A 12,712-nucleotide genomic window follows, 5' to 3' on the forward strand; every position below is an offset into this window, starting at 1 on the left:
TCAACTCCCTTATCAAATTTCAGCGACTAGTTTATTAACTATGTCACTGTGGGCGGCTGGATCAATAGAACGCTCAAGGATCTTCTCAGCACCCATGATGGCAAGAGTAGCAACCTGCTTACGCAGATCCTCTTTGACGCGATTACGTTCAGCTTCAATTTCTGCTTTACCCTGAGCGATGATTTTAGCACGCTCAGCGTCTGCTTCGGTTTTGGCTTCTTCAACTATTTGAGCTTTACGCTTGTTAGCTTGCTCAATAATTTCATTAGCCGTTACCTTGGCTTCTTTTAGTTGGTCAGTCGCTTTCGCTTGTGCCAACTCCAGGTCTTTTACCGCACGATCAGCATCAGCTAGACCGTCAGCAATCCTTTTTTGGCGCTCTTCGATGGCATTCATCAAAGGGGGCCATACAAACTTCATGCAAAACCACACGAAGATGATAAAGGCGACCGTCTGACCGATTAGGGTAGCGTTGAAATTCACAACAGCCTCCTATTTAGAGTTAAGACAGAAGCGTTTTTTACAGCATTGCACCCAGTGGGTTGGTAAATAGCATAAATAATGCGATACCAACACCGATCATAGTTACGGCGTCAAGAAGACCCGCTACGATGAACATTTTAACTTGTAGCATAGGAGCCATTTCTGGTTGACGCGCAGCGCCTTCCAAGAACTTACCGCCTAATAAGCCGAAACCGATTGCAGTACCAAGAGCACCCATACCAATCAGCAGAGCAACAGCGATAGCTGTCATGCCTAAAATCGTTTCCATCTGTATCTCCAGTATCTAAATCTATATTAGTTGATGATTTAGTTTAAAATTTCTTCAGCAATCCTTAATGATCTTCATGCGCCATGCTTAAATAAACAATGGTCAACATCATGAAGATAAACGCCTGCAGCGTGATAACCAAAATGTGGAATATTAACCAGCCCAGTTGCAGAGTCACACCTAGGGTAGATAATAACAAGTTGGTACCATACATCAGCGCAATAAGGATGAAGATCAACTCACCTGCGTACAAGTTACCAAAGAGTCGCAATGCCAATGAAATTGGCTTAGCAATCAAAGTAACAGTCTCTAATAGGAGGTTGACGGGTATCATTGCCTTATGGTTAAAGGGCTGTAGTGTCAATTCTTTAACAAACCCAGACACACCTTTGACCTTAATGCTGTAAAAAATAATCAGCACGAACACACCAATAGCTAAGCTAAAGGTAATGTTAACGTCAGTCGTCGGAACCGCTTTTAGATAGGGAATACCCATTAAACTTGCTGCGTGAGGCAGCCAATCTACAGGGATCATATCCATGAAGTTCATCATGAATACCCATACAAAAATGGTCAGAGCTAAAGGCGCGATCAGAGCATTGCGACCATGAAAACTTTCTTTCACGCTGTTATTTACGAACTCGACGATAATCTCAACAAAACATTGCAGTTTGCCAGGAACACCGGAAGTCGCTTTTTTACCAACGCTGCGGAAAATCCACAGGAACAGAACACCAAGACCAACCGAAAAGAACAACGAATCAATGTGCCATGTCCAAAAGCCTTCACCAACACTTAAGTTGGTAAGGTGATGTTGGATATAGCCCTGCGGTGTTAACGCTTCACCAGTTGCAGCCATGATTCATCCCACTTAACTTTGCTTGAAGTATAAAGGAGCTGTCCAATGCACGATTAGCGTCAGCACATAACAAACAAAAAGCGGCATAAAAGCGACCTTAAGATTGATAAACACAAACGAAAACATTGCGATGGTTAACAGCAACTTTACCGCTTCCCCCCAGTAAAAAGTCTTTATGACTTTTGCAGCTGAACTTGCTCCCGTGTGGGAGAAAGCGAGGGTTGCGAATACAAAATTAGGGAGCACAGCGATTGAACCACCTGCTAATGCAGAATAGCCAAACTGAACTCCCCACACGGCGAAAAAGAGAATTGAAGCACCCCCAGCGACCGCCGCCTGCATCATCACCAATTTATAGGCTGACCACCGGCCACGACGCGCTAAAACCTTACTCAATTCATCCTCTCCGCATTCATACTTTTTGTTTCGATGACCGGATGACAAATACCCGTATTTATGTCGATGCACAAAAAGCTTGCGAAAGTATACCTTTTCACGCCTTCATTGCAACTTTGAGATAAGGAAAAACAACACTTTTAACGTGATCTCGCGCCAAACGAGTTAAAATGTAAGATTAGCATCTGTCACAAATTTACATTAAAAACTGTTAATCTACAGACATTAATGAATTTTACTAAGAATTCCGTCTAATTCAGCCAGATTCTGATAGTTAATTACAATTTTACCCGTGCCCTTACTGCTATGAGCGATCGAAACCTTAGCACCTAATCTTTCAATTAACTGCTGCTCTAAACGACAAACATCTTGATCTTTAGTCGTAGTTTCGGCTTGTTTAGGCGGATTTAAGGTTTGATTAATTAATCGTTCAGTTTCGCGAACGGTTAATTCCTTAGCGGCCACTAATCTCGCAAGATTTGTTTGTTCTTCTCCCTCAATTGCCAACAAAGCGCGAGCATGACCCATATCAATGTCGCCATACTCGAGTAGACGCTTAACTGGCTCATTTAAGCCGTTTAAACGTAACAAGTTAGATACACTCGCTCTGGATTTTCCCACAACATCGGCAACCTGTTGGTGAGTCAGTTCAAACTCTTGCATTAAACGTTGCAATGCAATGGCTTCTTCCATGGCATTTAAGTCTTCACGCTGGATGTTTTCAATCAAAGCAATAGCAACAGCGGCTTCATCAGCTACTTGCTTTACAATGCAGGGGATTTTATTCAAGCCAGCAAGTTGCGCAGCACGCCAACGACGTTCACCCGCAATGATCTCATACATGTTATTCGTTACTTGTCTCACAACGATAGGCTGAATAATGCCTTGGTTGCGGATAGAGTGTGCCAGTTCTTCCAACGCTTCAGGGGACATGTCTTTACGAGGTTGATACTTACCTGGCTGTAATAAGTCTAAATCGAGATGGATAAGCTCTTCTTTTTTATCGACAACATCAGCTTCGTCAGTGTGCTTTTTACTGGCGGCATGGCTGTTACTCAGTAGGGCATCTAACCCTTTGCCTAATCCTCTTTTCTTTAACGTCATGGTGATCCTTTACGCTTGCTTAGCCTGAGTTTGTTGTTCTGAACGACGGATCATTTCACCCGCAAGCGCTAGATACGCCTTAGCGCCAGCACTCGATTTATCGTAATACATAGCAGGCGCTCCAAAACTTGGTGCTTCTGCTAGCCTCACATTACGTGGGATAACAGTACGGTAGACTTTGTCACCAAAATGCTGTTTTAGCTGATCGGACACATCATTAGACAAACGATTACGCGGATCATACATAGTACGTAAAATGCCTTCGATGCCAAGTCCAGGATTAACCATAGCTGCAAGCTTAGTGATGGTATCAATCAGCGCAGTTAAGCCTTCGAGGGCATAATATTCACACTGCATAGGCACGAGTACAGAGTCGGCAGCAGACATAGCGTTTACGGTCAACATGTTCAATGAAGGAGGGCAGTCGATAAAGATATAATCATATTGCTCTTTGATCGGTGCGAGTGCGTTACGCAAACGAACCTCACGGGCAAAAAACTCCATCAATTTGATTTCTGCCGCAGTGACATCGCCATTACTGGCGATCAGATCATACTTACCCGCAGTGTTTTTAATGACGATCTCGTCGAAGGATTTTTCTTCAACCAATAATTCATAGGCTGTATTAGCTACGTCATACTTATCGACACCGCTCCCCATGGTGGCATTACCTTGAGGATCGAGATCGATCAATAATACTTTACGTTTTGTTGCTGCTAACGAAGCGGCGAGGTTAACGCAAGTAGTTGTTTTTCCTACGCCACCTTTCTGGTTAGCCACGGCAATCACTTTACCCACAATATCACCCTGTATGTAAATGCTGGTTTATTGCCCTTGCTTATAAATGATTTATTTATCACTTTTAAGCCTGTTATTCTTTGATTATCTTTAATAAATGTCTTTTTTCATCGAGTTTAGGCACCTTAAGCTCGATAACTTCTTTCACCACAAATCCACTTGGAATATGTTGCATCTCTTCATCATTCAACTGGCCTTTAAGTGCATAAAACTGTCCATGTTCGGCGGGGAGATGATGGCACCAAGTCAGCATATCTTGGATTGAGGCAAATGCACGACTTAATACACCGTCGAATTTATCCTCCGGTTGATACGCTTCTACACGGCTTTCAACTGAGCTGATGTTATGTATGCCTAATTCAAAGGACACTTGTTTTTGAAAACGAATACGTTTACCTAAGCTGTCCAATAACACAAATTGTTTATCGGGATTCATAATGGCTAACGGGATCCCAGGTAAACCCGGTCCAGTGCCTACATCGATAAAACGTTCACCTTGCAGGTGTTTTGAAACCACTAAACTGTCCATGATATGACGGATCAGCATAGCTTCGGGATCTCTCACCGATGTCAGGTTATAGGCTTTATTCCATTTGTTGAGCATACCAACAAAATCAATTAGTTGTTTTTTCTGCTCGACGGTTGCGGGCAAATTAATTTCGGCTAAATAAGCCTCTAACAGGGCAGATAACACTGAGCAACCTCAACAAAGATACGATTATGAACGCGAAGGCTATTATGAAGCCCGAAAACGATGAAGGGAAGCCTGAATGCTTCCCTTCTATGACCTAAGCAGCGATTAAGCTAGCTTTTACGCACTCTTACGTAATAAGCCACGCTTTTTGAGGTGAACTAACAAAATTGAAATAGCCGCAGGCGTAATACCAGAGATCCGTGAGGCTTGGCCTATAGTTTCTGGTTTGTGGTTATTTAACTTAGCAATCACTTCATTCGACAAGCCTGGTACTTCTTTGTAATCGAGCGTCAAAGGTAAACCTGTGTTCTCATTACGCACAGCTTTGTTGATCTCTTCCTGCTGACGTTGAATATAACCAGAATACTTAACTTGGATCTGAACTTGCTCAGCCGCCTGTGGATCTTCAAGCCCAGGACCAAAACCTTCGATCTGCATCAACTTACTGTAATCCATTTCTGGACGACGCAGTAATTCTTCAAATGATGCTTCGCGAGAGATCGGCGTATTCAAGTGTGGGTTTAACGCATGGATCAAAGGTGAATTTGGATGTACCCATTGAGCGCGCAAACGTTGTAACTCAAGTTCGATCGATTCTAACTTCTCACTAAATGCCGCCCAGCGAGTGTCGTCAACTAAACCTAATTCGCGACCTTTTGCCGTTAAGCGAATATCAGCGTTATCTTCACGAAGTAGCAAACGGTATTCGGCACGGCTAGTAAACATGCGATACGGTTCTTTGGTACCCAGAGTCGATAAATCATCAACTAGTACTCCAAGATAAGCTTCGTCACGGCGTGGACACCAGGCTTCTTTGCCTTGCACTTGCAGTGAGGCATTCATGCCTGCTAATAAACCTTGAGCACCAGCTTCTTCATAACCTGTAGTGCCGTTTATTTGGCCTGCGAAGAATAAACCGTTGATCGCTTTGGTTTCTAATGAGTTTTTCAGATCTCTTGGATCGAAATAATCGTATTCGATCGCATAACCTGGACGCATGATTTCTGCGTTTTCCATGCCTTTGATCGAACGAACTAAATTCAACTGTACATCAAAAGGTAAGCTAGTAGAGATCCCGTTAGGATAGATCTCATTGGTATTTAAACCTTCTGGTTCGATGAAGATCTGATGCGAAGATTTATCCGCAAAACGGTGGATCTTGTCTTCAATCGATGGGCAATAACGTGGACCAATACCTTCGATGACGCCTGAATACATAGGGCTTCTGTCTAAACCACCACGAATAATTTCATGGGTTTTTTCATTGGTGTGAGTGATCCAGCAAGAAATTTGCTTTGGATGGTGACTGACATCGCCCATAAACGACATCACAGGCAATGGATAATCGCCTTTCTGTTCAGCCATTTGAGAAAAATCAATCGTGTTTGCATCGATACGTGGCGGTGTACCTGTTTTTAAACGGCCGACTCGGATTGGTAATTCACGTAATCGATTTGCTAAAGCAATCGCTGGTGGATCGCCTGCACGGCCACCGCTGTAGTTTTCTAAGCCTATATGAATTTTGCCGCTTAAGAATGTACCTGTTGTTAATACAACAGCTGGAGATTCAAAGGCCAAACCCATTTGGGTAACTACACCAACTACTTGATGATTTTCAACAATTAAGTCATCTACGGCTTGTTGGAAAATACGTAAGTTAGGTTGGTTTTGTAATATATTTTGGATTTTTTGACGATACAGTGCGCGGTCAGCCTGTGCTCGTGTTGCTCGTACTGCTGGGCCTTTACTTGAATTTAAGGTTCTAAATTGGATCCCTGCATAATCGGTTGCGATTGCCATTGCACCACCTAAGGCGTCAATTTCTTTCACTAAATGGCCTTTGCCTATGCCACCGATCGCTGGATTACATGACATTTGTCCTAACGTATCGATATTGTGCGTTAGTAATAATGTTTTTGATCCCATTCTTGCTGCTGCCAACGCGGCTTCAGTTCCGGCATGACCACCACCAACAACAATAACATCAAACCGTTCATGAAAATGCATGCCACTACCTTCAATTGCTAAGAGACTCAGTACGAGCCGAGTATTTTAGCATTTGCTTCGTCTTAGGTGAATGATCATTTTACGCTGTTCGATCGAGATGATCCGGACTAATAGATCTTAAGATCTTTATATAGATCTTCTTATTATGTTTACTATTAGGATCGCGTTTTTCTGTGCATAACCCAAATTCATTATATAAATCATTAATTAGCGCGATCTTGATCCTGTGATCTGATCGCGATCTAATGTCATTAAACATGGGGATAGATCGCCTACTTATCCACAAGGCGGATCATTAAGCAGATCGGACTGTGAATAGTACAGAGGTTGATCAGATCTAAATAATAGCTTATCCACATGTTTATACTTTAAATAAGTAAATTGTGGATAAATAGGATCTAAACTGTACATAGATCGGGACCTTATCCAATAAGCGATCTTAAATGTCCTGTTGCCATTGTGCTAACCATGCAAGGGCTGGGTCTTCCGGCACAGGATCAAGCTGTACATCGATCTGGATCTTATCCACAAAGGCTTTTGCATCGCAGTCTTGAATGGCCGAAATTAATTTTTCTGGGCCTTGGCAAAAGGTATCGTAACTTGAGTCACCAATTGCACATAAGGCAAAGTTTACTTGGCTGAGATCCGGTTTTTGCTCGGTAATTTCGTTGAAAAAAGGCTGAATATTATCTGGAAGATCACCAGCTCCATGAGTTGATGACACGATAATCCACAGTGCATGGGTGTCTATTTCGCACAATGTTGGGGTTAAATGAACTTGAACTTGGTGTCCTTGCTCCGTTAATTGGGCCATCATTTCGTCGGCAACATACTCTGCACTGCCCAATGTTGTACCAACAATTACTTCAATCTTTGCCATTATGATTTCTCAGTGTGTTGTTGTTTTTAAAACTAATTTCAATTAAATAGATAGCTGAATGGCTATTATTATGTTCATCATAAAGGAAATGTGGATAGGACCACAGAAGCAATACGTGATTTTTGCAGTTTTTGCATCCTTTATATAAGGTTGGTTTCGCTTACATGTTACCTTTAGCTTCTTGATACATAATTAATATATTTAAAAAGTTAATTTCATTTAAAATCAAATAATTATAATAGGATAATCCATGACAACACCCGTAAATGCGCCCCAGTGGCCACGGCAAATTCCTTACATCATAGCCAGTGAAGCTTGTGAACGTTTTAGCTTTTACGGTATGCGGAATATTCTTACCCCATTCTTGATGACAGCACTTTTGTTGTCTATTCCAGAAGAACTGCGCGGAACTATGGCTAAGGATGTGTTCCATTCCTTTGTCATTGGAGTGTATTTTTTCCCGTTACTCGGTGGTTGGATTGCCGATCGTTTTTTCGGTAAATACAATACTATCTTATGGTTAAGCTTGATTTACTGTGTTGGTCATGCGTTTCTCGCTATTTTTGAACACAGTATTCAAGGGTTTTATACGGGATTATTTTTAATTGCGCTCGGATCGGGTGGGATTAAGCCCTTGGTTTCTTCCTTTATGGGAGATCAATTTGATCAAACCAATAAAACATTGGCGCAGAAAGCGTTTGATCTGTTTTATTTTACGATTAACTTTGGCTCCTTCTTTGCCTCGTTATCGATGCCATTACTATTGAAATATTATGGTGCTGCGGTCGCATTTGGGATCCCTGGTGTCTTAATGTTTATTGCAACGGTGTTCTTCTGGTTAGGCCGCAAACGTTATGTGCATATGCCACCCGAACCGAAAAATCCCCATGGTTTTTTACCTGTTATTCGTACCGCATTACTCACTAAAATCGCAGGTCAAGCCAACATAGGTTTAGTGTTAGCTTTAGTTGGGATAATTTCTGCAGCGTATGCCTTAGTGAATATTCCAACCTTAGGTATCGTTGCTGGTTTGTGTTGTGCGTTAGTGCTTGTGATGGGATTTGTTGGCGCTGGAGCTTCATTGCAACTCGAACGGGCTAGGGGGATCCATCCGGATATCGCCGTTGAAGGGGTGCGTTCAGTGCTACGGATCTTAATCTTATTTGCGTTAGTGACTCCCTTTTGGTCTTTGTTCGATCAGAAAGCGTCCACTTGGATACTGCAAGCCAATGACATGTCTAAACCGGAATGGTTTGAACCCGCCATGATGCAAGCTTTAAACCCATTATTAGTTATGTTACTTATCCCATTTAATAACTTTGTGTTATATCCGGCGATTGAGCGCATGGGTATAAAGTTAACTGCTTTGCGTAAAATGGGGGCTGGTATTGCCATCACGGGCGTGAGTTGGATAGTCGTTGGTAGCATTCAATTGGTGATGGATGGCGGCTCGGTATTATCAATATTTTGGCAGATTGTGCCCTATGCTTTGCTTACCTTTGGTGAAGTATTAGTCTCTGCCACTGGGCTAGAGTTTGCCTACAGCCAAGCGCCTAAAGCCATGAAAGGCACTATCATGAGTTTTTGGACCTTATCGGTAACCGTCGGTAACTTATGGGTGTTACTGGCGAACGTCAGTGTGAAAAGTCCGGCTGTGACTGAACAAATTGCCCAGACGGGGATCAGTATTACCGCATTTCAGATGTTTTTCTTTGCTGGTTTTGCCATCTTGGCGGCATTGATGTTTGCGCTTTATGCAAGATCCTATCAAATGCAAGATCATTACCGCCACGTCGAATCATGAGGATGGGTGGAAATATTCGGTTGTAGATAAAAAATCAGCCCATATTGTATGGGCTGATTTTATGGAAATAATATTAAGGTTAGTTATTTTCCGATACAGAAACTAAAAATGTAAAACTATTCAAATTGTTAGAAGAATATTGGCGCACATGTGGAGTGCAACTCATTTGTCGGGTTTTGTCATGGAAGTATCTATTCTAGGGGATTCTCAACATTTTTAAAGTGGGATATCTGGGAAAGTGGGAAAAGAATATAAACTGCTATTGTTACCCATTTTGAAGTTTGTACTATCAGTACAAACTATTGATTTTTAATAATTATTTATCAAAATAGCTTGCATTTTACTACCTCCATGCGAATCTTTATAAAGCAGGAGGTAATCATGAAAAAATACCCATCTTTATCATTAATCGCTTTATGTGTGTCCTTGTCTGGTTGCGTAACTGGACCCCGTCATTATGCTCAAGATGAATCTCGGGCTTTAAATCTAGCGCGAGCCGGGGGCATCTACGATTTGGATTTGAGAGATTCCCACGATGGTGTCCACTCTTATAGCAAAGGTATGTTGGTTCCATTACTTGGGCTCGCTAGGCTAACGACTTCATTTAATGATCCGCTTCTGCGTCTTTCTGGTACGCAGATGTTCGCGTTTAACGCTACAGATATAATGATGACACCAGACAATCCCTCGGCTAGGCCAAGTCTAATGGGATGGATGCCCGCATCTGCTGCTACTTCAGAATCTCAGGCTTATGAGAAATATGTTCATCTTGTCGATCAGGCTATCCAGCATGTTGCCGATGATATGGCGTTGAATGTCACTAAACTGAGTAATGTAGAAACGCCAGAAATTGATGGTCATCCCATGATTCTTTGGTCTGTTAAAAGCGCTGAGCATGGATGCGGTATTGGTCAATGTGTGGTTGCTTACAACATTACGAATCCTCATCTCTGGAAGAGCCCGCTCTACATTAAAGATGGTGAGTCAGAAAGCTATAACATCGCTGCTAATCACCTGAAGAACTATTCTCGCTTTGTTTTCCGCCAATCAGGCCAAAATGACTTTCCAATTGATGAGTTTTATAGAGCCGTCAGTGCTGCATTGCCATCGTGGATGGTGATCTATTACCCACCAAACCATGTGGTTCAGGATGGCCAATCTCTCCCATATCCAGTGCTGTATGAGCAAGGGGAACAACTGCTGTTTAAGGAGCCTGCTTTATGAATAGTGAATATCAGGATCTAGACAATATTGTTCTGGCGATGGATGAACTCCAAACGGACCCCATAATTATTACCTACCTGATCAGTCATCTACTGACGAGAGATTCGGTGTTTCATCAACCTAGAGTGGGATGTGTCAAATGCAAGAGCACGGGAGAATTAGTCTATCCACATAGTTGGATTGAGCTTCCTGGCGGTTGGATTGTTGATCTCAGACTGAATCAGACTTTCAACACATTAGACAGCTATCCGCACGGTATTTTTGAGCCATCATCCTATCGTAACCTTCAGTATTTTGGCATGCCTCTTATAGTCCCTGAATTCGAATTATCTGAACTCGATGAAATGACTGATTCTATGTTTTCCAAGTTATTCAGTTTACAGGGAATGGATATTCGAGTGAGCGGAGGTCGTTATGACTGCATTTGACTGGGGAATGCTTGGGATATTCCTATTTTTTAGTTTGGTCACCTTCTGGTGTCTTTACAGCTATAGAGCCAATCAGAAATTGTCAGGCCAAGACAAACCTCAAACCGAAGAGTTGGAGGGGAAACATGAGTCAAAATCTCAAAAATGATTTAGTAAATATAGTGTTGCTTGGTGTTTTGCTGCTGGGATTGATGCTAGCTCAAGATTCTGGATGGGGATTCTTGCTCGCAGGTTTGCCATTGGTCATTTGGTGCTTTAAAGCTTTCGCATTTATCCAACGCAGATGGTGGTTAGCCGTTCCTTTTTGGTGTGCGCTCACTTATTTGTGTTGGCAAATGTCCTTGGCACTTTGGGCTGGCTATCTATTCGTTGCGTTTGTCAGAAATATGATGAAGTTAAATAAAACCTACCCAATACCAAGTCGTCATAAACGAATGAAACCAGATAGTTCCGTTTTTATGGATAGTTTTGATTACGACTATAGAAACCATATTGGGTTTGATGACTGATTTTGGCACTTAGCTGGTTCATTTTGAGTACACATCAACGGAACTAGCCATCAGACTGGTTTTACTACCAACAGAACCACCTAAACCAGACCAGAGATAAAGTACCACTTATAACAGACTGTGGAGATCAAGATGTTAATTCGAGCTTACCTTCGCGCATCAACCAAAGAACAAAATGCTGAACGGGCACGAGAATCCCTCATCCAGTTTGCTGCTCAGCATGGCCAGCTAATCGCTGCCTTTTATATTGAGAATGTTTCTGGTGCCACGTTGCACCGGCCAGAGTTGATGCGTTTGATTGCCGAGTCAGGCGAGGGTGACATTGTGCTAGTTGAACAGATCGACCGTCTGGCGCGGCTCAAGCAAAGTGATTGGGATACGTTGAAACAAAAGCTGGCCAGCAAACGCCTAGCCATTGTTTCACCGGAACTTCCCACCAGTTGGCTGGCTTTACAACAACATAGCGAAACTGACTTTACCGGCGCTATTTTACAGGCGGTTAATGCCATGATGTTGGATATGCTCGCCGCAGTTGCCCGCAAAGATTATGATGACCGGCGACGTCGTCAATCTCAGGGAATCGCAAAGGCTAAAGTTGATGGAAAATACAACGGGCGTCAACCAGATCTCAAACGACACCAGCACATAGCTAGCCTATTGAAGACCGGCCATAGCTATAGTGACATTCAGGATATGTTGGGGTGTTCGCGGCACCTGATTGCAACTATCTCGAAGAATATCGGTTGTACAGAGCAGTAATTCCACTACTTTCTGCCGTATCATTTTCTTGATTACGGCAATTCAAAATCCTCACACTGATAATCTGTTCTCATTACCCTAAAAAATTACATTTCAACTCAAATAAGTTGAGAAAAATCATAATCGTGATAGGGTAAGCTGTAGTGACTACCCTAAGTTTTAATGGTTAAAAATCATACTTCAATCAATATGTTGTGATTGAACTTTTCAATGTAATAAAACGCAAATGTGTGAATACTCTCGTGGAGAAAGCATGATCCGCTGCCACCTTGCCCGTTTAATGGGCGAACATAAAATGCGTATTAGTGATGTGATGCGCGAAACCGGCCTAAGCCGCACCACCATCACACTACTTTATAAGGAAACCGCGCTAAAAGTGGACCTAGACGCACTAGATAAGCTGTGTGATTTATTTAACTGCAACATACAAGAACTGCTAGAAAAATCGCCTGCGGAATCCGTAGGAAATGAGTAAACA

The 12,712-nt window shown here is 42.4% G+C and carries 15 protein-coding genes; 6 read left to right on the forward strand and 9 right to left on the reverse strand.

What is annotated here, in order from left to right; genetic code table 11:
• Positions 1–12: 12 nt before the first annotated feature.
• The 9 genes from atpF to mioC all read right to left on the reverse strand — a co-directional run bounded on the left by atpF (position 13) and on the right by mioC (position 7,510).
• Positions 13–483 carry a F0F1 ATP synthase subunit B gene (gene atpF, locus L5M38_RS14630; RefSeq protein WP_006083841.1) on the reverse strand — a complete coding sequence of 157 codons (471 nt, stop codon included), beginning with the start codon at positions 481–483 and terminating at the stop codon, positions 13–15.
• 37 nt (positions 484–520) lie between these two features.
• Positions 521–772: a F0F1 ATP synthase subunit C gene (gene atpE, locus L5M38_RS14635; protein WP_006083840.1), complete on the reverse strand. Its 252-nt coding sequence runs from the start codon at positions 770–772 to the stop codon at positions 521–523.
• 64 nt (positions 773–836) lie between these two features.
• Complete coding sequence (gene atpB / locus L5M38_RS14640; protein ID WP_105250793.1) at positions 837–1,631, reverse strand: F0F1 ATP synthase subunit A; 795 nt, start codon at positions 1,629–1,631, stop codon at positions 837–839.
• Between the two features lie 12 nt (positions 1,632–1,643).
• Entirely contained in the window at positions 1,644–2,027 is a 384-nt protein-coding gene (locus L5M38_RS14645; RefSeq protein WP_105250794.1) for an ATP synthase subunit I, read from the reverse strand.
• A gap of 225 nt (positions 2,028–2,252) precedes the next feature.
• A complete protein-coding gene (locus L5M38_RS14650; RefSeq protein ID WP_105250795.1) occupies positions 2,253–3,131 on the reverse strand; it encodes a ParB/RepB/Spo0J family partition protein in 879 nt (292 codons plus the stop codon).
• A 9-nt stretch (positions 3,132–3,140) separates the two neighbouring features.
• On the reverse strand, positions 3,141–3,929 hold the full coding sequence (locus L5M38_RS14655) for a ParA family protein (RefSeq protein ID WP_263179520.1): 789 nt from the start codon (positions 3,927–3,929) through the stop codon (positions 3,141–3,143).
• Positions 3,930–4,002: 73 nt separating this feature from the next.
• Positions 4,003–4,623 (reverse strand): 16S rRNA (guanine(527)-N(7))-methyltransferase RsmG, encoded by a 621-nt coding sequence (gene rsmG / locus L5M38_RS14660; RefSeq protein ID WP_263179521.1) that lies wholly within the window; start codon positions 4,621–4,623, stop codon positions 4,003–4,005.
• 117 nt (positions 4,624–4,740) lie between these two features.
• Positions 4,741–6,630 carry a tRNA uridine-5-carboxymethylaminomethyl(34) synthesis enzyme MnmG gene (gene mnmG, locus L5M38_RS14665; RefSeq protein ID WP_263179522.1) on the reverse strand — a complete coding sequence of 630 codons (1,890 nt, stop codon included), beginning with the start codon at positions 6,628–6,630 and terminating at the stop codon, positions 4,741–4,743.
• Positions 6,631–7,069: 439 nt separating this feature from the next.
• Entirely contained in the window at positions 7,070–7,510 is a 441-nt protein-coding gene (mioC, locus tag L5M38_RS14670) for an FMN-binding protein MioC (RefSeq protein ID WP_105250799.1), read from the reverse strand.
• A 250-nt stretch (positions 7,511–7,760) separates the two neighbouring features.
• On the opposite strand from mioC, the gene L5M38_RS14675 reads away from it, so the two are divergent.
• The 6 genes from L5M38_RS14675 (at position 7,761) to L5M38_RS14700 (ending at position 12,709) form a co-directional block, all read left to right on the forward strand.
• Positions 7,761–9,314: an oligopeptide:H+ symporter gene (locus tag L5M38_RS14675; protein WP_263179523.1), complete on the forward strand. Its 1,554-nt coding sequence runs from the start codon at positions 7,761–7,763 to the stop codon at positions 9,312–9,314.
• 381 nt (positions 9,315–9,695) lie between these two features.
• Positions 9,696–10,538 carry a hypothetical protein gene (locus tag L5M38_RS14680; RefSeq protein WP_263179524.1) on the forward strand — a complete coding sequence of 281 codons (843 nt, stop codon included), beginning with the start codon at positions 9,696–9,698 and terminating at the stop codon, positions 10,536–10,538.
• Positions 10,535–10,966, forward strand: coding sequence for a hypothetical protein (locus tag L5M38_RS14685; RefSeq protein WP_011920339.1), 432 nt, complete (start codon positions 10,535–10,537; stop codon positions 10,964–10,966). Before L5M38_RS14680 ends, L5M38_RS14685 begins: the two co-directional genes overlap by 4 nt.
• A gap of 125 nt (positions 10,967–11,091) precedes the next feature.
• Positions 11,092–11,475, forward strand: a complete 384-nt coding sequence (locus L5M38_RS14690; protein ID WP_049766862.1) for a hypothetical protein — start codon at positions 11,092–11,094, stop codon at positions 11,473–11,475.
• A gap of 132 nt (positions 11,476–11,607) precedes the next feature.
• A complete protein-coding gene (locus tag L5M38_RS14695) occupies positions 11,608–12,234 on the forward strand; it encodes a recombinase family protein (protein ID WP_263179525.1) in 627 nt (208 codons plus the stop codon).
• Positions 12,235–12,487: 253 nt separating this feature from the next.
• Positions 12,488–12,709, forward strand: a complete 222-nt coding sequence (locus L5M38_RS14700) for a helix-turn-helix domain-containing protein (RefSeq protein ID WP_115164826.1) — start codon at positions 12,488–12,490, stop codon at positions 12,707–12,709.
• Positions 12,710–12,712 lie beyond the last annotated feature (3 nt).

This window comes from Shewanella sp. SM101 (genome assembly GCF_025654465.1).
GTDB lineage: Bacteria > Pseudomonadota > Gammaproteobacteria > Enterobacterales > Shewanellaceae > Shewanella > Shewanella oncorhynchi.

Bases quoted from the DNA above. Each gene is read 5' to 3' on its own strand.
- L5M38_RS14650 (WP_105250795.1), bottom strand. From the start codon at position 3,131: ATGACGTTAAAGAAAAGAGGATTAGGCAAAGGGTTAGATGCCCTACTG.
- L5M38_RS14690 (WP_049766862.1), top strand. From the start codon at position 11,092: ATGAGTCAAAATCTCAAAAATGATTTAGTAAATATAGTGTTGCTTGGT.
- L5M38_RS14695 (WP_263179525.1), top strand. From the start codon at position 11,608: ATGTTAATTCGAGCTTACCTTCGCGCATCAACCAAAGAACAAAATGCT.
- L5M38_RS14700 (WP_115164826.1), top strand. From the start codon at position 12,488: ATGATCCGCTGCCACCTTGCCCGTTTAATGGGCGAACATAAAATGCGT.
- atpE (WP_006083840.1), bottom strand. From the start codon at position 772: ATGGAAACGATTTTAGGCATGACAGCTATCGCTGTTGCTCTGCTGATT.
- L5M38_RS14675 (WP_263179523.1), top strand. From the start codon at position 7,761: ATGACAACACCCGTAAATGCGCCCCAGTGGCCACGGCAAATTCCTTAC.
- L5M38_RS14685 (WP_011920339.1), top strand. From the start codon at position 10,535: ATGAATAGTGAATATCAGGATCTAGACAATATTGTTCTGGCGATGGAT.
- mnmG (WP_263179522.1), bottom strand. From the start codon at position 6,630: ATGCATTTTCATGAACGGTTTGATGTTATTGTTGTTGGTGGTGGTCAT.
- L5M38_RS14680 (WP_263179524.1), top strand. From the start codon at position 9,696: ATGAAAAAATACCCATCTTTATCATTAATCGCTTTATGTGTGTCCTTG.
- mioC (WP_105250799.1), bottom strand. From the start codon at position 7,510: ATGGCAAAGATTGAAGTAATTGTTGGTACAACATTGGGCAGTGCAGAG.
- atpB (WP_105250793.1), bottom strand. From the start codon at position 1,631: ATGGCTGCAACTGGTGAAGCGTTAACACCGCAGGGCTATATCCAACAT.